Source organism: Gracilibacillus salitolerans (assembly GCF_009650095.1).
GTDB classification, from domain to species: domain Bacteria; phylum Bacillota; class Bacilli; order Bacillales; family Amphibacillaceae; genus Gracilibacillus; species Gracilibacillus salitolerans.
Window position 1 is genome coordinate 2881105 of record NZ_CP045915.1, and the last position, 20349, is coordinate 2901453.

Genomic DNA, 20349 nt, shown 5'->3' on the forward strand with positions numbered 1-20349 from the left:
CTTGTTTAAGGATCATTTTTTAGGCCAATTTGTTAGCTCTTTCCCTCTTTTTTTTTATAAGTCTTGTATAACTTCAACTCGTATTGGCATCCTAAAAGCAAACCTACAAAGGTCTGAGGTGAAATTTAATGAAGGCTGTTACATACCAAGGGAAATATTCAATTGCAGTAAAGGATGTATCTTTTCCAGATATCCAGCAACCAGAAGATGTCATTGTCAGAATTACGTCGACAGCGATATGTGGTTCTGATTTACACTTATATCAAGGAAATTTCCCTCTTCCTATTGGTTATCAAATTGGCCATGAACCGATGGGGATTGTCGAAGAGGTAGGTCCTGACGTGACAAAAGTTAAAAAAGGAGATCGTGTCGTTATTCCTTTTACCATTGCCTGCGGAAAATGTCCTTATTGTGAATCTCATCATGAAAGTCAATGTGATAACGCTAATCCGCACTATGATTCCGGAGGATATTTAGGCTACTCTGAAAAGTTTGGTAATTATCCGGGAGGACAAGCAGAATATTTACGTGTACCTTATGGTAATTACACACCTTTCTTAGTTCCGGAAGATTGTGAATTAGATGACTCCTCCCTTTTATTTTTATCAGATGTTCTGCCGACCGCTCGTTGGAGTGTGGAAAATGCCGGTGTAAAAGAAGGGGACACCGTAATTGTTCTTGGATGCGGTCCAGTTGGACTGATGACACAGCAATTCGCCTGGCAAAAAGGGGCAGAACGTGTCATTGCGGTAGATTATATCTCCTACCGGTTAGAGCATGCCAAGAAACACCATCATACAGAAGTATTCAATTTTACAGAGTATGATGATATGGGTGAAACATTAAAAGAAGTGACAAAAGGTGGTGCCGATGTTGTAATTGATTGTGTCGGTATGGATGGTAAAAAATCTCCTTTAGAGTTTGTCGAGCAAAAATTAAAACTCCAAGGAGGTACGCTTGGACCGATTCAGATCGCGACAAAAGCAGTAAAGAAATGTGGAACCTATCAAATTACCGGAGTTTATGGAGGTAATTACAACGTCTTCCCTTTAGGAGCATTTTTTTCAAGGAATGTGCAACTGAAAATGGGTCAAGCTCACGCCAGAACTTTAATGGAGCCTATCTATCAGCAAATTGTCAACGGTGAGATTGATCCAACAACCATGATAACACACGATTTGTCCTTAGACGAAGCTGCTCACGGCTACAAAATCTTTAATCAAAAAGAAGATAACTGTATAAAAGTTGTTCTAAATCCATAATAAAATACAGCTCTTCCTCTGACTGGAAGAGCTGTATTTTTTAATTGATGATTTCTATTTCAGTTGGTGCATCATACGATGTTTCTATCTTACCGTCTTTTCATTTTTCATGTTTTACTGTTAGCGTACCATATGGTGTCGGAAAGGAACCTTCCACCCATTCAAGATCTCCTAATGTCGGTCTTATTTCAATAACTCTACAACCTGGTTCTTTAATCTTGATCCCTAATATGTGCTGCGAGAGCCATGCTGTTGGACCTGATGCCCAACCGTGACAAAGACTGTAGCTGCTGCTTACTTACTGTTGCCATGATCTGTGATATGTTCACCCATTTGATCTAATAAACCGATTAGGTAATCTTTTTGTTCGATTACATAGACTTGATCACCAGTATGCATCCACCATGGAGTTCTGTTCCGAAATCCAATAATATTCCCGGAACAGTTCCCTCATTTCTTATGATAACTGGTTCGTCGGGTGTTAGTAGTATCTGGGAATCTCTGTCTTGCAATAATAACTCCTCTTTCTCAAATGCTGCATCTAATGTTTTCCATAGAATTTTTTCGGTTATATTCTCGAATGCGAGGATCCTTCTTCCCCAATGACATAGACTGTAAGTAATAGGCCTTCTTGTTTTTAATAACGCTTACAAAAGGTGATTAATCAGATTGAGGTAGCATGATAAAAGGGGGACAAGCCGATTAACTTGTCCCCTTTTTTTAGGATTTATGCTTCCAATGCTTCCATTACTTTTTCAGCGGTACTGCGACTTGATTGTGGGTTTTGACCTGTAACTAAGTTTCCGTCACGAACGGAAAAGTCAGACCAGTTTTCATCTTTTTGGAAATCCGCTCCTTTTTCACGAATTTTACTTTCTAATAAGAAAGGCATATGTTGGTCTAATTGCATTTCCATTTCTTCACTGTCGGTAAAAGCTGTAACTTTTTTCCCTTTTACTAAAGGTGTACCATCTTTATAAGTAACATTAACAATTCCAGCTGGACCGTGGCATACAGAACCGATAACACCACCTTCTTCAGCAAATTGTTGTAGAATATATTGCAATGTTTCATTATCTGGAAAGTCGAACATCGTGCCGTGACCACCAGGTAGGAATACTGCAACGTAACCATTGGCATGTTCTTTAGTTAATTTCTCGGTTGTTTTTAATTCAGCCTCTGCTTCTTTCCATTCTGGCTTATCTTCTATACTGTTCGGGTCTAACGATACTTCTCCGCCTTCAATACTTGTTACTGTGACATCATAACCTTTTTCTTTAAATACTAAATAGGGCACAGCAAACTCTTCCAGCCAAAGGCCCGTTTTATGATCATCTGTAATTGTAGTGTGGTTTGTAACTACCATTAAGACACGCTTTGACATTTTCTATTTCCTCCTTATAAAGGTTATTGGCATTACTTACTTTCATGCACATTGTAAAAATAACGGATAAGGGTAACTAACGTCAAATGATTGAACTATCTTGAAAAAAAATAAGTGGTACGTTTATCACTTTTCTTGTGAAAATACTTGTGTAATACGCGAAGAACGTTTTACGGCAATTCGTCCGTCACACCATTCATATATTGTTTTAGTTGTAAGCTTTTCAAATGGAAACAAGAAACAGAATTCTTCTATATGTCTTAAGATAGTGCACTGTACCACTTCCGTTTGTTGGCATTCTTGACACTGTACTTGACTATAAGTTATCTTAAAGGAGAAACTGCCACAATGCTGACACGTAACACCTTTTTGTAATTCTTGACATTGATAATTGGGTATTTGTTGGTAGGAATGTGTGATGTTATGTGAAGCTTGTAGAAGTTCTGAAAATTGGGTGTCTAGTTGAGTAATATGAGAATTGGTTGCCAATTTTAAAAGGAATCGCTTAAGGTTAGAATAGAATAATAATTGCTTATCCACGGGGGTGTGAAAGACGGTACACTGAGGATTGATAAAAATAATATACGCTTTAACCACTATGTCATATCCATGAAATTGTAAAAAACTTCGAACCAGTGATTCTGTTCCATTACGTTGATTAATGGGGTTTTCAATTTCTACTTGATCACCCATGCATAGTGCGTCATGGTCAAAATAATACTCGCCGGCATAATTTTTCACTTCGAATATATACATTGTATTATTCGCCAATAGAACGGAATCAATCTGACAAAACCTATCATTAAACATCAATTGCAAATCATGGAGCACATAGAATGAAGTATGTTGAGCTTGTACAAAAGTATCGAATAATAATTCGCCGTCATATCCACATTTTAGTCTTTGATACCTTTTCTGGTCTATGCTTGATAACACTTTTCGTTTTGCTAACGCTTCGTAAATGATTAATACTTGTGGTGTCTTTCTTTTACCATCAATAAAATCCCTCCTTTACATAAGTGACGAATATATGATAGCAGAAATTTACTATTAATGGTAATATATTATCCGATTGAAGGAAAGATATTTTGATATTGTAGTTGACGACACTTTTTAGTGTTTCTATTGTACACGAGATTTCCTTTTTCTACTGCTCCCGGCTTTTTGACGGAAATGTGACTTCCTATTTTCGCTCCTCCTGGCTTTTAGGCCGCTTCTATCGGACGTGCGACTTTCTTTTTCCGCTCCTCCTAGCTGTTTGACTGCTGCTATCGGACACGCCACTTCCTTTTACCACTTCTCCCGGCTTTTAGAGACCGCTTCTATCAAACATGTGTCTTCTATTTTTCGCTCCTCCCGGCTTTTTGACTCATTCTGGAGCTCCCGGAGCACAAAAAAAGAGATAAACCACAATAGGCTTATCTCTTACATATAAAAAAGATGCGCTGACTCTCTTCGGGCTCGCTTGATTCTTCGATTGAAAAATCCACATGGATCGCGACCGATTGAAACCCTACTTTTTTAAGAAGTTCCTTGTATGTTTCAACACCAAAAGTCCGCTGGCTGTGTTGTTCGTCGAAGCGCTCGTATTGACCTGTTTCTTCGTTCAAGAGGAAAAAGGTAAGATCGTGCTCGACACTTCCTGTTTCTTCTCCTTGTTCACAAAACCAGACATATGAGATATCATCATAGATCTCAGCAAATGTTTGTCCTGCCATATTCTCTTCAAAATGCTTTAAACTATGGACATCGAATATAAATAGTCCGCTGTCCGCAAGAGTTTTCCTGACGTTTGCAAAAACTTTTTCTAAGTCACTTACAGATGTGATATAGTTAATCACATCACATAGGCTGATTACTACATCAAATCCAGTCAATCCTTCCAATTCACGGATGTCTTGTTGAATATACTGGACACCGGTTGTATTAGCTTGGGCATAAGCAAGCATATCTTCAGAAAAATCAACACCGGTTACTGAGAATCCTACATTGGAAAAAAGATGGCTTAATCTACCAGTCCCACAGCCGAGATCGAGCATCTTGCCTTGATTACCAAAGTGTTCGACGAATGTTTGCCACTGATCATAAGGGGCATCATCCATCAATACATCATAAATATATGCTAATTTGGAATATACCATTTTATAATTTCACTTCTAGCTGAGGAGCATCTCCCCACAGTTTCTCTATGTTATAATACCCACGTTCATCGCGGTGGAAAACGTGACAAACAAGATCTCCTAAGTCGACTAATACCCACCTTGCTTGATCGAATCCTTCCATCCGTTTCACATCAATATTTTGCTCTTCTGCAATATCTTTCACTTCACGTGCGATAGCTTGGACTTGACGTTCATTCGTTCCCTCACAGATTAGAAAATAATCAGCAATTAATGAAACATTCTTCATGTCTAATAAGACGATATCCTCTGCTCGCTTGTCATCACACGCTTTTGCTACTAATTCGACTAATTGTTTACTTTCCATTCATGTTCCTCCCTATTTTTTCATTATATAATTGAAATGTATCTGGATAAACCGGTTGGTTTTTACTCATCAAAAAACAAATCGTATTACGCGCTGCCATCCAGCACGCCTGATCAATATCAGCAAAAACGATTGACCTCACTTCTTCAACACCAGGAAAATCTCGCCCTGGTTCAATATAATCTGCAATAAAGATCACTTTGTCCATAAGTGTCATATATCGTTTACCTGTAGTATGCCAATAAATTGCACTTTGTATTTCCGGATCGCGAATACCAACTTCCCGTTCAATCATCTTGGAACCAACAGGACCGTGCCACAGTTCCTGATGGTAATTCAATAGATCATGTGGCAATTTTTCTTGGATAATCCATCTCTTCATTTCCTCCGGATGACGATACTTGGCATAGTCATGGAAAATAGCGGCGATCTCTACTTTTTTTTCGTCGACATGATAATGTTTGGCTAATTCTAGTGCCGTTTCCATTACACGTACAGTGTGCTCGTACCTTTTTTTCGTAAGTTGTTTTTCTACTATTTTTAGTCCTTCATTTCGTTCCATTTTCTCCACTCTCCCTTTTTATTAGAAAAAAGGATTAATACATTTTATGAATATAACTCGAATTTATTAATAATTGCTATGACTTCTGGTGTCGTTAAATATCGGATCGATTGCCCTTCACTGATGCGTCCCCTAATCATAGTCGAAGAAATCGATATTAACGGCATTTCTACTTTTTCTACAGGATATGGTGTTTCCATTGAAGAGCCTGGGCGATCAACACCAACAAAGGTGATTGATGCAATCAAATCTTCAATCCGGTGCCACTTTGGTAAATATTCGACCATGTCACCACCAATTATAAAATAAAACTGGTATGCCGGGTATTGTTCTCTCAATGTTTGAATCGTATTTAACGTATAGGATTTTCCTTCCCGTTCCACTTCTATCGTATCGACATGAAAAGCAGGGTGGTCATGGACAGCAGCTCTCGTCATTTCGACGCGGTCTTTTGCTGTTGTTTTGGCCTCTGCTTTATGTGGTGGCTGATAGGAAGGAATGAACCAGACCTCATCAAGCGCTAATTGCTGATAGGCTTGCTCCGCCATTAGCAAATGTCCGTAATGAGGCGGATCAAACGTACCACCAAACAAACCGATTCGTTTCAAACTTCCCACCTACTTTTATGGTAAAGTTATATTTTTATTATCTACTGATTCTTTATATAAGACGATCGTATTACCGATGATTTGTACAATAACAGCTTTGACACCTTCTGCAATCGCTTCTGCTACATCTTCTTTATCTTCCATGCAGTTTTGCAAAACGGAGACTTTAATTAATTCACGTTTCTCCAACGCTTCACCGATTTGTTTAATCATGTTGTCATTGACACCATCTTTGCCTACTTGGAAGATCGGGTTTAAATGGTGTGCTTCTGCGCGTAAAAAGCGCTTCTGTTTTCCTGTTAGTTTCAACTTATTCACCTCTTAATTTATTTTCCAATTTATCAACTAAATGTGCGACATCGAGATTGTTTTCTGTCCACTTTTCAAAAGCTAATTGTCCTTGATATAACAACATCGCATGCCCATGATGAATATTGGCACCGCGCTCACTTGCATCATGCAACAATTGTGTTGTGATTGGTTGATAGACGATATCACTTACCACCGCATCTTTACTAATATGATCCAGTTGAATGACTTGATCGTCTATATACGGTTTCATTCCGACAGATGTTGTCTGTACAATTAAATCATATTTCGCAAGCTGTTCCTCTGCTTGCTGATAGCTTAACACGTTAGATTTCACTTCACCAAGGCGTAATGACATAAGGTCTTTCGCTTTATCTTGAGAACGATTGGCAAGATCAATTGTGTCTACCCCTTGCCCCATTAACGCCCGGTAAATACCACGTGCCGCTCCACCAGCACCTAATAATAACACAGATGTCTCACTATTTAAAAGGTTAGGATATGGCTCCTTTAATGAGCGAACATATCCTTCTCCATCTGTACTATATCCTTTCCACTTTCCATCGATATTAACGACCGTATTTACTGCACGGAGAATCTCTGCATCCTTATCGATTTCATCCAAATAATCTACTATCACCTGTTTATATGGAACCGTCACATTAAAACCATCGATTCCGATTTCTTTTAAGTGCTTTAATACTCCAGGCAGCGCTTCATGGTCTCCTTTATATAATTTATATTCCCCATCTAGCTCAGCCAAATCCAAAAATTGTTGATGAATCCATGGTGATAAGGAATGCCCTATTGGATGACCGATTAATCCAAGTTTATATGCCATTATTTTATTTTTCCCCTTCCCTCTTATATTAAAGCAGGTCTTAATGAAAATTGAACGTCTTTCGGAACATGAATCGAAACTGTTATTCCGCCATCTGGTACAGTAATCCAACCAAGACCTGGTATGACGATATCTGTTTTTTCCCTTGGGATTTTCACCGTTTGTTTCACTAACGGCGGGAGCTGTTCCAGTGTTTCCGAACTTGGCGGCTGTAACAAATCTCCTACATGCTTCTTATAAAACTCATCTGCCTGTTCTAGTTTCGTACGGTGAATCATCAGTTGATTCGAGAAATAACAAACAAATGATTGTTTAAGTCCTTTTTCAAAGTCAATCCGGGCAAAACCTCCAAAAAAGAGCGTTTGTTTGTCCTGAAGTTGATACCCCTTTGGCTTAATTTCCTTTTTTGGTGTAATCAATTTTAAGTCTTTATCCGTGACATAATGGACAAGTTGAGAGCGATTTACCACACCAGGTGTATCGTACATGTAAGATTCCCCATCCAAAGGAATTTGAATAAATCCTAATGTGGTGCCTGGAAAGTACGAGGTAGTGATCGCATCTGTAATGCCACTGGATCGTTTGATCAATTGATTAATAAAGGTTGATTTACCAACATTGGTGCAACCTACCACATAGACATCTTTTCCGTTTCTTCTTTCTTCCACTTCCTCTTCAACCTTGTCAAAGCCTTGTCCTTTTGCAGCTGAAACAAGAAATACTTCCTGCACTTTCAAGCCATTATCGCTCGCTGTTTTTTTCATCCATTGAATTAATTTGTTTTTATTTGTCGATTTCGGTAATAGATCCACCTTGTTCCCAATCAGAATAATCGGATTATTACCGGTCAGCCGCTGTAAGCCAGAAATAAAGCTACCATTAAAATCGAATATATCGACAATTTTAACAACTAAACTATTCGTACCACTAATTTGATTAATCATTCGTAAATAATCATCATCCGTATATTCCACATCTTGTACTTCATTATAATGCTTCAAACGAAAGCAACGTTGACAAATGATTTGTTTATTTTCCAATGCACTCTTTGGTACATATCCTGACTGAGTTTTATCTTCCGTTTGAATTTCGGCTCCACAGCCTTCACATAATATTTTTTCCATTACTTTTCCTCCCAAGTGATCATGCCTTTTCTACGCATCCAGTTTAATATTCGTCTTTCAATCATCCGGTTAAATCTTGTTATCTTTCCGTCCGTCTCCACAATCGGTACAACTAATATCGTATGAAAACCTGCAAAATTACCGCCTAAAACATCGGTTAGAAGCTGATCACCAATCACAACGATCTCTTCTTTTTTTAATCCCATCTTTTTAGCCGTCTGGTTAAAGGCACGAACTAGCGGTTTTCTTGCACTAAAGACAAAAGGCGCTTCTAATGGTTCTGAGAATACACTAACCCGTTCTTCCTCATTGTTTGAAATAATCGTTATTTTTATATCATTGGTCTTCATTTCTTTAAACCACTCGATAACTTCAGGTGTAGCATCTTTGACATCCCAAGCTACTAAAGTATTATCTAGATCAGTGATCACACCTTTAATCCCCATATCACGAAGTTTCGCTGGGGTTATATCCAAAACACGTTGTACATGTTCGTTTGGCAAAAATTTTTTTAGCAATTACTTCCACCTCTACTATTTTCTCAATATATACATATCTTTCCCTATCATAAACAATTTTCTAATTTTGTTCAAAGAAATCTCTCATAAAGTCGAAATTATATCATATATTCTGACAAAACGTCTTAAATTAACAGGAAATTTGAACTATATGCAAAAAATCGTTCGACAAATTATTACAAAACTTTTCCTTGTGGATAACGTTGTTCACATTATCCACACTTGTCCTATCAAGTTTCAGACAATATTTTTACTTCTTATTCACAACTTATAAACAGCTGGCTGTAGATAAGTTAACAGTTGTTCGTTTCTCCATTTCATGCTACATTAACTATAACATGTAGCAGACATCCTATCTATTGGAGGGACATGCCTTGGAAAACTTATCGGATGAATTGCTAATCGAATCCTACAAAAAAGCAAATGAACTTAGACTTAGTTATGAATTTATACAGTTAATGGAAGAAGAGATGAGACGTCGTTCCTTAATGGACTATCTCAGCTTCCCGAATTGAATAGAATGGATTCACACTTAGGCGGTATATCCGACTAAGTGTTTTTTTATGTGCTAGAAACTTATACATTTGATCCAGTGAATAAAGTGAGACTTCCCTCAGTAGAGGTTTTACGGAAGTTAAGCGCGACTAGCCCATGTCCAGCTCCAGCGTCCACCTTAGGAGAAACTCCTATCTTTCAATCAAGACATACGTTTTTAAACGAGCGTTCTAAGCTTTTAAATAGAAAAAAATTTTTAACGCACGATATAAATAGGAAATTTCTCGTCAAAATTACTTTATAAACTACGAAGAAAAGAACTCCTCTCTTGTATTCTTTGATATTTTTAGATTAGAATATAATAGGATACCATCAAAATTAACATACTTATTAATAAAGTGAGACTTCCATCAGTGTGGGTTTTTGACCATCACTGATGGTTAGAGAAACTTATCAGGAAGTTAGCGTCCATTATCCCCCACTTAGCTCATTGAAATACTCGCTTGAAATGGGGGCTTACGGACGGTTAGCGCCGTGATAAATTTACATAAGGGGGATCATCATTAGATGTTATTTGCTGTATTTTTGCCAGTATTGCTGGCGATTTTTATCCCATTCTTTAGCAAATGGAAGGAAAAAATACATACTGGCTATTTTGTCCTGTTAGCTCCATTAGCAGTATTTATTTATTTTATTCCACACGTTGGGAATGATTTTTCACCCGTTAGTCAATCTTACAACTGGATTCCATCTCTAAATATCGGATTAGATTTTTATTTAGATGGACTAAGTTTATTGTTCGTCTTATTGATTAGTGGGATTGGAACATTAGTAACATTTTATTCTATCTTTTATTTACACACTTCAGAAAGATTGGATCAATTTTACGTTTATCTTCTACTATTTATGACAGCCATGTTTGGGGTTGTCCTGTCTGATAACGTATTTGTTCTCTATTCATTCTGGGAACTAACCTCGATTTCATCATTCCTGTTAATCGGTTATTGGCATTATAGAGAAGGATCTCGATATGGTGCCTTGAAATCCATGCTTATTACTGTTTTCGGTGGTTTGAGTATGCTTGGTGGTTTTATCCTGTTATCCATTATAACCGAAACGACAAGTATTCAAGCAATGATTAATCAAGCTGATGTGATTCTTTCTAGTGAATACTTTGGACTTATTTTGGCTCTCATTTTATTAGGAGCTTTTACAAAATCAGCGCAATTCCCGTTTCACATTTGGTTACCAGATGCGATGGAAGCACCCACTCCAGTAAGTGCGTATTTGCACTCTGCCACAATGGTTAAAGCAGGGATATTCCTTGTAGCCAGATTTACACCTATCTTTTCAGGTAGTGATTGGTTTTTTGTATTTGTCAGTGGAATCGGAATTTTGACACTTGTCTGGGGTTCCTACATGGCTGTTCGTCAAACTGATTTAAAAGGAATATTGGCATTTTCAACGATCAGTCAATTAGGGATGATCATGTCTATGCTTGGATTTGGTACAAGTGTAGCGATGTTTGCTGCTGTATTCCATATTTTAAATCACGCTACATTTAAAGGTAGCTTATTTATGATTGCGGGTATCGTCGATCATGAAACAGGAACTCGAGATATTCGCCGCTTAGGTGGTTTAGTTACATTAATGCCTATCTCGGCAACTTTAGCATTTTTTGGGACATTCTCCATGGCAGGTCTGCCGTTACCATTCTTAAACGGTTTTTATAGTAAAGAAATGTTCTTTGATGCAACATTAGAGATACATGAATCTTCTATTGCTTTTGCCAATGTGTTAGCTCAAGCGATTCCGTATATAGCTGTGTTTGGTAGTATCTTTACATTCGTCTATTCGATGTATCTGGTATTCGGTACTTTTATGGGTGAGAAGAAATTGGATCAGCTTAAGATTAAACCACATGAAGCGCCGATTGGTATGCTTATTTCACCTATTATTTTAGTATTAGGAGTTGTGATTATTGGTCTCTTCCCTAATTTAGTGAATAGTTCTTTCCTTGCTCATACCGCAGAGGCGATTTATGGTCAGCCAATGGCAGAAAAGAATATTCATTTCTGGCATGGGTGGATAACACCGCTTTACATGTCACTAATTGTAGTAGGTGTTGGTGCCGTACTTGCTTTCACAAGAAAATCTTGGAATAGCATTTACAGCTTTTTCCCTGGAAAGCTAAGCTTTAACAAAGTCTATGACTTTTTAGTTGATCAGTCTGAAAAAGCATCTGCTAAAATTACCAACCTATATATGACTGGCTCACTACGTCTGTATATGGCCTTGATTCTGATCGCAATTTTAGTGTGTAGTTTTGGTGTGTTATGGATTACAGACGGGTTTGCTTTCGAACAGCCTAATGTTGAGGAAATTACGCTACACGAAGTATTAATTGCTTTAGCAATGGCAATTGCTGCTATTTGTACGGTTTTTACAAGAAACAAAATTGCAGCGATTCTAATTCTTGGTGTTGTCGGATACGGCTTAGCTTTATTATTTGTTGTATACCGTGCTCCAGACTTGGCTTTAACACAATTAGTTGTAGAAACTATTACCGTCGCATTATTCCTGTTATGTTTCTACCATTTACCGAATTTACGTGAACGAACAGAAAATGTATCACAAAAATTAATCAACATTATTATCTCTGTAGCTTTTGGTACATTAATGACAATAGTTGCCATTTCTGCTCATAGTACAAAGCTATTTGATAAAATTTCAGATTATTTCCTTGAAACATCTTATAAGCTTGGAGGCGGTAATAACGTCGTCAACGTTATCTTAGTCGATATGCGTGGTATTGATACCTTATTTGAAATTGTCGTATTAGGTATTGCTGCGTTTGCTATTTATGGATTGATTAAACTACGCAACAAGAAGGAGGCAGAATAAATGGAAATAATCATGTCGATTCTTGCAGGCGTATTGTTCACAGCAGGTGTTTACAACTTGTTACAGAAACAAATGCTTCGAATTATTATTGGAACAGCACTGATTTCACATGGTGCACACTTATTTATATTAACAATGGGGGAACTAAAAACAGGTGCTCCCCCTATCCTCGATTACGATATCGAAAATTATACTGATCCATTACCACAAGCACTGATCCTGACTTCCATCGTTATCAGTTTCGGTGTAACAAGTCTTTTATTAGTACTTGCATATAGAGCATCGAAAGAGAATGGAACAGACAATATGGAAAAATTAAGGGGTAACGAAAATGATTAGTAACTTAGCAGCTTTACCAATAGTTATACCGTTGATCGCTGGTGTACTTGCCGCACTATTTCATAAAAAGTTAAAAATAGTCCGTGTATATGCACAAATACTAACATTGATCAATACGGGTGTAGTTGCGTACATTTTGTTTTATGTTCATCAAAATGGATCTGTGGTATTAGAATCTGGGGACTGGGTGGCACCATTTGGGATTGTTTTAGTCGCAGATATGTTATCCATGACACTAGTATTAACTACTAATATTGTTGCAATTGCATGTATCTTCTATGCACCTAAATCACTTAGTCAAAAACAAGAAGAATTTTATTTCTACACGTTTTACTTTCTACTTATTTCTGGTGTATCGGGTGCGTTTATTACAGGTGACTTATTTAACCTATTTGTGTTCTTTGAAGTACTATTAATGGCTTCTTACGGATTGATTGTATTAGGTGGGGAAAAAGTACAGTTACGGGAATCAATGAAATATGTATTGATCAACTTATTTTCCTCGATGCTTTTTGTTACAACGATCGCATTCTTATATTCCGTTGTCGGAACGGTTAATATGGCCCAAATTGCAGAGCGTGTTGGAGAAGTAGAACAGACTGGTATTCTGACTACGATTGGCATATTATTATTCTTTGTATTCGGTACAAAGGCCGCTCTCTTCCCGCTTTATTATTGGTTACCAAGACCCTATATTGCACCGAATCCGGTAATCTCTGCCCTTTTTGGTGCTCTTTTGACAAAAGTCGGAATTTATTCGCTTTTACGTGTATTTTCATTAATATTTGTCTATGAGCGGGATGTAACACACGAATTCTTTATTTGGATTGCGGCCCTCACCTTAATTTTTGGTTCGATTGGGGCGTTATCTACTAATAATATTAAGCTTGTTGTTGCTTATAATATCATTCCTGCTGTCGGGTTTATGCTCATGGGTATCGGATTATATAACAGTACTGGATTTAGTGGGACCGTATATTATTTAGTGCATGATATGATCATCAAAGCAGCGTTATTTTTATTAGTTGGTGCCGTTGCATACCTTGCTGGAACTAGTGATTTAAGAAAAATTCGGGGATTAATCCATCATTACCCACTGCTCGGTTGGATGTTCTTTATTTCTGCCTTTGTACTTGCAGGAATCCCACCATTTAGCGGATTTGTCGGAAAACTGGTATTATTACAAGGCGCAATGGAAGCTGACAAAATTATTATTGCGATCATTGGTCTTGGGTCTAGCCTACTGATCTTGCTATCTGTGATGCGCATCTTTGTTCGTGGTTTTTGGGGAGAGAAAGACGAATCGATAACCCCTAATAGAAATGCAGCAAGAGGATTTATCATGCCCATAGCATTTCTGCTCTTTTTCTCGGTATTACTTGGTGTTGGCGCAGAATGGTTCTACCCAAGTATTGAATCAATCGGGGACTACTTGATGAATCCAGAAAACTATATTGAATCCATATTAAAGGAGTAAATCTTATGTCTCTTCAAATTATCTTAAATTTAGTTATCGCGATCATGTGGATGTTTTTGGGTGAGTCATATACCTTTGACAAATTCCTGACCGGATATATTATTGGGGCATTACTGTTGTTTATGTTAAGAAGATTTATTCCAGATGCGTTTTACCTGGAACGCGTCTGGAAAATGATCAAGCTAGTGCTTCTCTTTATAAAAGAACTATTAATATCCAATATAGACATTGTAAGGTGGGTATATAAGCCTCATAAAGATTATAAACCCGGCATTTTTGCTTTGCCGACTGATTTAAAAAGCAACTGGGAAATTACGATGTTAACTTCTTTGATCTCACTAACTCCCGGGACATTATCGGTGGCTGTTTCTGATAATAATGATGTGATTTATATTCATGCGATGGATATTGATAATAACGAAATAGCGATTGAAGCAATTAAAACAACATTCGAAAAGGCGATAATGGAGGTGACAAGATGAATGAAATCATCGAACTGGTTACAATCGGTTGTATGATTGTCATCACCATATCGATTACATTACTTTTATATCGGGTCGTCATAGGCCCTACTAATCCTGACAGAGCTGTCGCATTAGACGCGATTGGAATTAACTTGATGGGGATGGCCGGTCTGGTGGCGATTATGCTTGTCACTACACGTTTAAATGATGTCATTTTATTAATTGGTATTTTATTATTCATTGGAACGATTGCGTTAGCAAAATATTTAGAAAAGGGTGTTATCATTGACAGGGACGACGATTGAGTTCATCATGCAAATTATTATCATCTTGTTTCTTGTGCTCGGGACATTCTTCGTGTTATCTGCCTCGATTGGTGTCATTCGCTTCCCGGATGTATACACCCGTCTGCACGCTTCGACTAAAGCGGCAACTTTGGGGATTTCCGGAATTATGATCGGCGCGTTTATCTTTTTATATGTTGAGCACGAGATTGTTAGTGGTAAATTGATATTAGGGATTATTTTTATCCTGCTTACTGCTCCTGTTTCAGCTCATATGATCGGGCGTGCAGCACACACAACTGGTATAAAGCCGTGGTCACATGATGGCAACACAAGAGACGCATACGCAGATTCTTTCAAAGATGAATGATATAAAAAAAGTGCTCGGAGCTAGACTGACTTTTTTACTTATTAAAAAGCCTTGTGATCCAAAAAGGATTACAAGGCTTTTTCTGTGTGTGTTTTGTGACGGACTAAAAGATCATAAGACCTCTCCATTACTAAAAATATAACTAATTCAGCTAAAAATATATCTTGGCCATATGACACAATGGACAAACGTTCGGCATAAGATGAAATATGGGCGAATACCTACTGTCTAGGAGGTGTCATATTGTCAATCTTGTTCGGGATTTTAGCGATTATAAAGGAAGCTTTATTTTTCGTTGCCTATGTAAAAAATAATACCTTTCCGCAACCACTCCCCGCAAATGAAGAAGCAGAAATGATCAAGAAAATGCAAGAAGGCGATGAAGAGGCACGCAACAAACTTATTGAACACAATTTACGTTTAGTAGCACATATTGTAAAGAAATTTGAAAATACCGGTGAAGATGCAGAAGATTTAATTTCGATTGGCACCATTGGCCTTATAAAAGGCATAGAGAGCTATTCTAGTGGTAAAGGAACTAAATTAGCCACATATGCTGCAAGATGTATAGAAAACGAAATTTTAATGCATTTGCGAGCGATGAAGAAGACGAAAAAAGATGTATCCTTACAAGACCCGATTGGTCAGGACAAAGAGGGAAATGAGATCAGCCTAATTGATATTTTAGAAGCAGAGAACGAGGATATTACAGAAGCTATTCAATTGCATATGGAATTAAAAAAGATTCAAAAATACTTACGTGTGTTAGATAAACGTGAAAAAGAAGTGATCATCGACCGTTTTGGTTTAGGAAAGACTGATGAATTAACACAACGAGAAATTGCAAAAAAGCTAAACATCTCGCGCAGTTATGTTTCACGTATTGAAAAAAGAGCTTTAATGAAAGTCTTCCATGAGTATTACCGCAATGAATTAAAATAGCTGTCGAGGTCTCGACAGCTATTTATCATTATTTATTCGTATTTCTCACAACATCGATAATTAAATTCGCCGCATTAGCTGCTGCTTTTTCCAAGAATGCATCAAACGATACGGAAGAATCTTTACCGGCAATATCAGATAGTGCCCGGATAATTACAAATGGTCTCGAGTACTGGTAACATACTTGTGCAATAGCTGCTGCCTCCATTTCTGCAGCAATCATCTGTGGGAATTTTTCACGAACAAATTGAACTTTCGCTTCAGCTTGCATAAACGAATCTCCCGTACTGATCAGACCTTTCATTGCTTCTATTTCATCTAATTTTTTTGCGGCGAGCATGGCTTTTTCGATTAAAATCGGATCAGCTTGAAATGATGCTGGTAAGCCCGGGACTTGACCATACTTATAGTCAAATGCTGTTACATCTACATCATGATGTACTACCTCTGTTGATATTACTAAGTCCCCAACTTCTAGATCATTATGAAAACCACCAGCTGAACCAGTGTTAATCACAAAACCTGGTTGGTATCTTTCAAATAGGATAGTTGTAGCAATGGCTGCATTCACTTTTCCGATACCGGATTTCAATAACACTACTTCCTTACCTTCTAATTTACCAACATAGAAATCACTATTAGCGATTCTTTCTGTTTCTAATATGTCCATTTTCTCTTTCAATAGCTCGACTTCTTCATCCATTGCCCCGATAATACCAATCATGATTAGTCCTCCTGTTCTGTACTTGTTGCATATTCATTACTGGTGTTCGTTTTCGATCAGTTCTTCTACTAGCACTGGCTGCCAACCTTGTTCTTCCACCCACTCCATTGTCACTCGATAAGTCTCATCCTGATTTGATTTAGGTGAAATGGTTGCTTCCGCACGCTGATCGCCAGCTCGGCCAAACCACCAAGTTACCTGCTCATCTGTAGGAATACTTGTAGCTACTTCCACTGCTTTCATCATTTCTTGCCAATCAACTGAATCTTTATCAAATGTTGTGGTATGTGGCTCTTCTTGTTCCGTACCAATTGGATCCCAATTACCTTCATATGCAGAGCGAACGTTGTCATCATCTGATTCTACTTCATTAAGCTGAACACTTTCGTTATTTTGTTCCTGCTCTTCTTCTTCTGTTTCAATCTCTTCTACTTGCAATTCATCCTCTTCCACTTCCAATTCATCCTGGTCTTCTGCTAATGTATGTTCATCTGGATCCTCATCTTGAATCTCTTCTGTATCATTATTTTCTTCATCATCATTCGCTACTGGCGCGTCTTGATCATCTCCACCAAAAACAATAAGTGAAATGACCACAACAACTAAGACTCCACCAAGGATACTTAACCATGTAATGGCTTTTGTGTTCGTTCTTTTTTTCTCAAACCTATCTTTTCTTGTAATTCTTCCAAATTCATCCGCCATAATTCCACCCTCCCCAAGGTCATTATACTAAAATTTAATATCTTTCACCATGACAAGCCCTATTTTTAGGAAATTCGATCGATTTTTTTCTTTTTTTGTCATACTTGCAGGAGTTTGTCCATAGATATGGAATATAATAATTGAAAGAAAATGTAAGGAGCGTGTGCTATGTTGAGAACGACTACGTTTGATCGCAATTTATGGCAACTAACCACCTTTGAATCGATTAGCTATGATAAAGAAAACCAGGTCTTATTTATTCATTTTCTCGATGACACAACGCTACAATTTTGTTCTGTTACAGAAGAGCTTGTCTTTCAATTTATACTCGCAAAGAACAAAGAATATTTCATTGAAAAAGAACTTAAACCCTTTTTAATAACTTCAAAATCAGGAAATCATTGAGTACATCAGCCTTGAAACGTGGTCAGCCATAGGAAAGAAGTAGCTAAATATCTCATTTATTCATCCTGATTAAATGAACAAAAATGGATGTCTCCTAACAAGAAAGACATCCATTTTACTATTCTTACTGAACACTAATTATTTTAACGTTCATATCACCAGCTGGAGTTGGGACTACCACTTCTTCTCCAATCGAGTGACCTAATAAGCTTTTTGCAATCGGTGAATCATTGGAAATTTTTCCTTCAAAAGGATCTGCTTCTGCACTACCAACAATTGTATAGCTTTCTTCTTCACCATCAGGTAATTCCTGAAATGTTATGGTTCTTCCTAATGATACGACATCAGGGTTTACGTCCTCGTCTTTAATAATGACTGCATTTCGAATCATATTTTCTACTTGTACAATTCGAGATTCGACAAAAGCTTGCTCATCCTTAGCCGCATCATACTCTGAGTTTTCGGACAAATCACCGAAATCTCTGGCAATCTTGATACGTTCAACAACCTCTTGTCTTCTTTCTGTCTTTAAATATTCCAATTCTTCTTCTAATTTTTTTAAGCCATCTTCTGTCATATAAAATTCTTTTTCTTCTGGCATGATCCTACACTCCTTCAATCTACTGCTATGAACAAGTTAAGCTAATATCATTTACATTGTATGATACCGAATTAAATATAACACTTTTTCATAGCATTTATCATTATGTAAATGCTTTACTTTATTTACTAACAACTACTATCTCAAATTTTTTTAATTTTTTCAATAGTTTTATTTGTAGTATTTTAACAAATACACGGAGTAATTAAAAATCCGTGCATACTAATATTATTCAAGTTCTAATATTTTTTCGATTTTTGTAGCTAATAAATCAATGGCAACAACGTTTTGTCCACCCTCAGGAATAATGACGTCTGCATATCTTTTGGTAGGCTCAATAAATTGTAAATGAGCAGGACGTACGGTTTGGATGTATTGGTTGATGACAGAGTCAATCGAACGGCCCCGTTCATTAATATCCCTTAACAGGCGGCGTATAATACGTAAATCCGCATCTGTATCAACAAAAACTTTAATGTCCATTAATTCCATTAGCCTTGCGTCATCTAAAATTAAAATACCTTCAATAATAATAACATCTTTTGGCTCCATCGGAATAACATCGTCAGATCGGGTATGCATCGTATAATCATATACTGGTTTCTCTACTGGTTGCTGTTTTAACAACTCTTTAATATGTTCAATGAGTAGATCATTATCAAAAGCTAATGGATGATCATAGTTTGTTTGCAGTCTCTCTTCCATCGGAACTTCTGACTGATCTTTATAATAATAATCTTGCTCAATAACAAGCACGGATTGATCTGCAAAACGATTTTGAATGGCTTTTGTTACAGATGTTTTACCTGAACCAGATCCACCTGCAACTCCAATAATAACTGGTTTTTTCTTACTCATGTTGTGCACCTCTACTTTTACTTTTTCACACTGATTGCCACACCGTCACCAACCGGTAAAATAGTGGTATGGTAGGATGAGTGTTGCAATAACCATTGATTATACTGATCGATTTTATGCGCAAGTTTTTGTAATCTTTTCGGCGCTTCTTCCGGATTTATGACCAATCCTCTGAAAAGGACATTGTCAGTCACAATCATCCCTTTATCAGCAAGTGTTTGTCCATATTTTTCAAAAAAGTGACGATACTGACCTTTTGCTGCATCGATAAAAATCATTTGGTATGGCCCTTTTTCTATAATCTTTTCATCTACCTCTAAAGCATCCCCAAAAATGACATCAATATGTTCCTCTTGGTTTTGCCCCTGAATGTTTTTCAGCGCCCGATCATACATCTCCTGGTTTCTTTCGATTGAGATTACTTGTACATCAGGTTTTGCTTCTACCATTCTTAAAGCAGAGTACCCGATTGCCGTGCCAATTTCAAGTATTTTGGTTGGCTGATGGAGACGAATTAATTGTTGTAATAAAGCAATACCTTGTTTTTCCATAATAGGAACACAGTTTTGTTCAGCTTCTTCCTCTAATTGTTGAATCCAATCAGCTTGTTTTGGCGTTATCGTATCCAGATATCCGGTAATATCTGTATGGTTCATTCCTGTCATTCCCTTCTAAAACAGGGCAAA

Annotated in this window: 26 protein-coding genes; 10 read left to right on the top strand and 16 right to left on the bottom strand. The window is 37.3% G+C overall.

What is annotated here, in order from left to right:
* The first annotated feature begins 128 nt into the window (after positions 1-128).
* Positions 129-1262 (top strand): zinc-dependent alcohol dehydrogenase, encoded by a 1134-nt coding sequence (locus GI584_RS13700; RefSeq protein ID WP_100360130.1) that lies wholly within the window; start codon positions 129-131, stop codon positions 1260-1262.
* A 100-nt stretch (positions 1263-1362) separates the two neighbouring features.
* On the opposite strand, the gene GI584_RS13705 is transcribed toward GI584_RS13700, so the two are convergent.
* The 11 genes from GI584_RS13705 to GI584_RS13755 all read right to left on the bottom strand — a co-directional run bounded on the left by GI584_RS13705 (position 1363) and on the right by GI584_RS13755 (position 9095).
* Entirely contained in the window at positions 1363-1494 is a 132-nt protein-coding gene (locus GI584_RS13705; protein ID WP_228552429.1) for an alpha-L-rhamnosidase C-terminal domain-containing protein, read from the bottom strand.
* A 495-nt stretch (positions 1495-1989) separates the two neighbouring features.
* Positions 1990-2646 (bottom strand): type 1 glutamine amidotransferase domain-containing protein, encoded by a 657-nt coding sequence (locus tag GI584_RS13710; protein ID WP_100360128.1) that lies wholly within the window; start codon positions 2644-2646, stop codon positions 1990-1992.
* 126 nt (positions 2647-2772) lie between these two features.
* Positions 2773-3582 (bottom strand): nuclease-related domain-containing protein, encoded by an 810-nt coding sequence (locus GI584_RS13715; protein WP_194841995.1) that lies wholly within the window; start codon positions 3580-3582, stop codon positions 2773-2775.
* Positions 3583-4064: 482 nt separating this feature from the next.
* Positions 4065-4787, bottom strand: coding sequence for a class I SAM-dependent DNA methyltransferase (locus tag GI584_RS13720; protein ID WP_100360126.1), 723 nt, complete (start codon positions 4785-4787; stop codon positions 4065-4067).
* Between the two features lies 1 nt (position 4788).
* The gene (gene rsfS, locus GI584_RS13725; protein WP_153791549.1) at positions 4789-5133 is read right to left on the bottom strand and encodes a ribosome silencing factor; all 345 of its coding nucleotides are present in this window, start codon (positions 5131-5133) and stop codon (positions 4789-4791) included.
* Positions 5123-5695 carry a bis(5'-nucleosyl)-tetraphosphatase (symmetrical) YqeK gene (gene yqeK, locus GI584_RS13730; protein ID WP_100360124.1) on the bottom strand — a complete coding sequence of 191 codons (573 nt, stop codon included), beginning with the start codon at positions 5693-5695 and terminating at the stop codon, positions 5123-5125. Before yqeK ends, rsfS begins: the two co-directional genes overlap by 11 nt.
* 44 nt (positions 5696-5739) lie before the next feature.
* Positions 5740-6303 (bottom strand): nicotinate-nucleotide adenylyltransferase, encoded by a 564-nt coding sequence (locus tag GI584_RS13735; protein WP_153791550.1) that lies wholly within the window; start codon positions 6301-6303, stop codon positions 5740-5742.
* A 15-nt stretch (positions 6304-6318) separates the two neighbouring features.
* Complete coding sequence (gene yhbY, locus GI584_RS13740; protein ID WP_100360122.1) at positions 6319-6612, bottom strand: ribosome assembly RNA-binding protein YhbY; 294 nt, start codon at positions 6610-6612, stop codon at positions 6319-6321.
* A gap of 1 nt (position 6613) precedes the next feature.
* On the bottom strand, positions 6614-7453 hold the full coding sequence (aroE, locus tag GI584_RS13745) for a shikimate dehydrogenase (protein ID WP_153791551.1): 840 nt from the start codon (positions 7451-7453) through the stop codon (positions 6614-6616).
* A 23-nt stretch (positions 7454-7476) separates the two neighbouring features.
* Positions 7477-8577, bottom strand: coding sequence for a ribosome biogenesis GTPase YqeH (gene yqeH, locus GI584_RS13750; RefSeq protein WP_153791552.1), 1101 nt, complete (start codon positions 8575-8577; stop codon positions 7477-7479).
* Complete coding sequence (locus GI584_RS13755) at positions 8577-9095, bottom strand: YqeG family HAD IIIA-type phosphatase (RefSeq protein WP_100360119.1); 519 nt, start codon at positions 9093-9095, stop codon at positions 8577-8579. The genes yqeH and GI584_RS13755 overlap by 1 nt, the downstream gene beginning before the upstream one ends.
* A gap of 374 nt (positions 9096-9469) precedes the next feature.
* Between GI584_RS13755 and sda the strand changes: the two genes are divergently transcribed.
* The 8 genes from sda to sigK all read left to right on the top strand — a co-directional run bounded on the left by sda (position 9470) and on the right by sigK (position 16370).
* Positions 9470-9610 (top strand): sporulation histidine kinase inhibitor Sda, encoded by a 141-nt coding sequence (sda, locus tag GI584_RS13760; protein ID WP_100360118.1) that lies wholly within the window; start codon positions 9470-9472, stop codon positions 9608-9610.
* Between the two features lie 547 nt (positions 9611-10157).
* Entirely contained in the window at positions 10158-12494 is a 2337-nt protein-coding gene (locus tag GI584_RS13765) for a Na+/H+ antiporter subunit A (protein WP_153791553.1), read from the top strand.
* Positions 12495-12833: a Na(+)/H(+) antiporter subunit C gene (locus tag GI584_RS13770; protein WP_100360116.1), complete on the top strand. Its 339-nt coding sequence runs from the start codon at positions 12495-12497 to the stop codon at positions 12831-12833.
* Entirely contained in the window at positions 12829-14310 is a 1482-nt protein-coding gene (locus GI584_RS13775; RefSeq protein WP_194842208.1) for a Na+/H+ antiporter subunit D, read from the top strand. The genes GI584_RS13770 and GI584_RS13775 overlap by 5 nt, the downstream gene beginning before the upstream one ends.
* A gap of 5 nt (positions 14311-14315) precedes the next feature.
* The gene (locus GI584_RS13780) at positions 14316-14792 is read left to right on the top strand and encodes a Na+/H+ antiporter subunit E (protein WP_100360114.1); all 477 of its coding nucleotides are present in this window, start codon (positions 14316-14318) and stop codon (positions 14790-14792) included.
* On the top strand, positions 14789-15079 hold the full coding sequence (locus GI584_RS13785; protein WP_100360113.1) for a Na(+)/H(+) antiporter subunit F1: 291 nt from the start codon (positions 14789-14791) through the stop codon (positions 15077-15079). Before GI584_RS13780 ends, GI584_RS13785 begins: the two co-directional genes overlap by 4 nt.
* Positions 15060-15428 carry a monovalent cation/H(+) antiporter subunit G gene (mnhG, locus tag GI584_RS13790; RefSeq protein WP_100360112.1) on the top strand — a complete coding sequence of 123 codons (369 nt, stop codon included), beginning with the start codon at positions 15060-15062 and terminating at the stop codon, positions 15426-15428. The genes GI584_RS13785 and mnhG overlap by 20 nt, the downstream gene beginning before the upstream one ends.
* A 243-nt stretch (positions 15429-15671) precedes the next feature.
* Complete coding sequence (gene sigK, locus GI584_RS13795; protein ID WP_100360111.1) at positions 15672-16370, top strand: RNA polymerase sporulation sigma factor SigK; 699 nt, start codon at positions 15672-15674, stop codon at positions 16368-16370.
* A gap of 28 nt (positions 16371-16398) precedes the next feature.
* Here sigK and mtnN read toward each other — a convergent pair whose 3' ends face one another.
* The gene (gene mtnN, locus GI584_RS13800) at positions 16399-17097 is read right to left on the bottom strand and encodes a 5'-methylthioadenosine/S-adenosylhomocysteine nucleosidase (RefSeq protein ID WP_100360110.1); all 699 of its coding nucleotides are present in this window, start codon (positions 17095-17097) and stop codon (positions 16399-16401) included.
* 33 nt (positions 17098-17130) lie between these two features.
* A complete protein-coding gene (locus GI584_RS13805) occupies positions 17131-17799 on the bottom strand; it encodes a YrrS family protein (RefSeq protein WP_100360109.1) in 669 nt (222 codons plus the stop codon).
* A gap of 168 nt (positions 17800-17967) precedes the next feature.
* On the opposite strand from GI584_RS13805, the gene GI584_RS13810 reads away from it, so the two are divergent.
* The gene (locus tag GI584_RS13810) at positions 17968-18204 is read left to right on the top strand and encodes a KTSC domain-containing protein (RefSeq protein WP_100360108.1); all 237 of its coding nucleotides are present in this window, start codon (positions 17968-17970) and stop codon (positions 18202-18204) included.
* A 124-nt stretch (positions 18205-18328) separates the two neighbouring features.
* On the opposite strand, the gene greA is transcribed toward GI584_RS13810, so the two are convergent.
* The 3 genes from greA to GI584_RS13825 all read right to left on the bottom strand — a co-directional run bounded on the left by greA (position 18329) and on the right by GI584_RS13825 (position 20319).
* Complete coding sequence (greA, locus tag GI584_RS13815) at positions 18329-18805, bottom strand: transcription elongation factor GreA (RefSeq protein ID WP_153791554.1); 477 nt, start codon at positions 18803-18805, stop codon at positions 18329-18331.
* A 228-nt stretch (positions 18806-19033) separates the two neighbouring features.
* Positions 19034-19663, bottom strand: a complete 630-nt coding sequence (gene udk, locus GI584_RS13820; RefSeq protein ID WP_153791555.1) for a uridine kinase — start codon at positions 19661-19663, stop codon at positions 19034-19036.
* A gap of 17 nt (positions 19664-19680) precedes the next feature.
* Positions 19681-20319 carry an O-methyltransferase gene (locus GI584_RS13825; RefSeq protein ID WP_153791556.1) on the bottom strand — a complete coding sequence of 213 codons (639 nt, stop codon included), beginning with the start codon at positions 20317-20319 and terminating at the stop codon, positions 19681-19683.
* Positions 20320-20349 lie beyond the last annotated feature (30 nt).

What these genes read in the sequence shown, in the direction of transcription:
- yqeK (WP_100360124.1), bottom strand. Translation starts at nt 5,695, where the DNA reads ATGGAACGAAATGAAGGACTAAAAATAGTAGAAAAACAACTTACGAAA.
- GI584_RS13700 (WP_100360130.1), top strand. Translation starts at nt 129, where the DNA reads ATGAAGGCTGTTACATACCAAGGGAAATATTCAATTGCAGTAAAGGAT.
- GI584_RS13710 (WP_100360128.1), bottom strand. Translation starts at nt 2,646, where the DNA reads ATGTCAAAGCGTGTCTTAATGGTAGTTACAAACCACACTACAATTACA.
- aroE (WP_153791551.1), bottom strand. Translation starts at nt 7,453, where the DNA reads ATGGCATATAAACTTGGATTAATCGGTCATCCAATAGGGCATTCCTTA.
- GI584_RS13825 (WP_153791556.1), bottom strand. Translation starts at nt 20,319, where the DNA reads ATGAACCATACAGATATTACCGGATATCTGGATACGATAACGCCAAAA.
- greA (WP_153791554.1), bottom strand. Translation starts at nt 18,805, where the DNA reads ATGCCAGAAGAAAAAGAATTTTATATGACAGAAGATGGCTTAAAAAAA.
- GI584_RS13805 (WP_100360109.1), bottom strand. Translation starts at nt 17,799, where the DNA reads ATGGCGGATGAATTTGGAAGAATTACAAGAAAAGATAGGTTTGAGAAA.
- udk (WP_153791555.1), bottom strand. Translation starts at nt 19,663, where the DNA reads ATGAGTAAGAAAAAACCAGTTATTATTGGAGTTGCAGGTGGATCTGGT.
- GI584_RS13770 (WP_100360116.1), top strand. Translation starts at nt 12,495, where the DNA reads ATGGAAATAATCATGTCGATTCTTGCAGGCGTATTGTTCACAGCAGGT.
- GI584_RS13785 (WP_100360113.1), top strand. Translation starts at nt 14,789, where the DNA reads ATGAATGAAATCATCGAACTGGTTACAATCGGTTGTATGATTGTCATC.
- GI584_RS13720 (WP_100360126.1), bottom strand. Translation starts at nt 4,787, where the DNA reads ATGGTATATTCCAAATTAGCATATATTTATGATGTATTGATGGATGAT.
- rsfS (WP_153791549.1), bottom strand. Translation starts at nt 5,133, where the DNA reads ATGGAAAGTAAACAATTAGTCGAATTAGTAGCAAAAGCGTGTGATGAC.
- GI584_RS13810 (WP_100360108.1), top strand. Translation starts at nt 17,968, where the DNA reads ATGTTGAGAACGACTACGTTTGATCGCAATTTATGGCAACTAACCACC.
- GI584_RS13780 (WP_100360114.1), top strand. Translation starts at nt 14,316, where the DNA reads ATGTCTCTTCAAATTATCTTAAATTTAGTTATCGCGATCATGTGGATG.
- GI584_RS13765 (WP_153791553.1), top strand. Translation starts at nt 10,158, where the DNA reads ATGTTATTTGCTGTATTTTTGCCAGTATTGCTGGCGATTTTTATCCCA.
- yqeH (WP_153791552.1), bottom strand. Translation starts at nt 8,577, where the DNA reads ATGGAAAAAATATTATGTGAAGGCTGTGGAGCCGAAATTCAAACGGAA.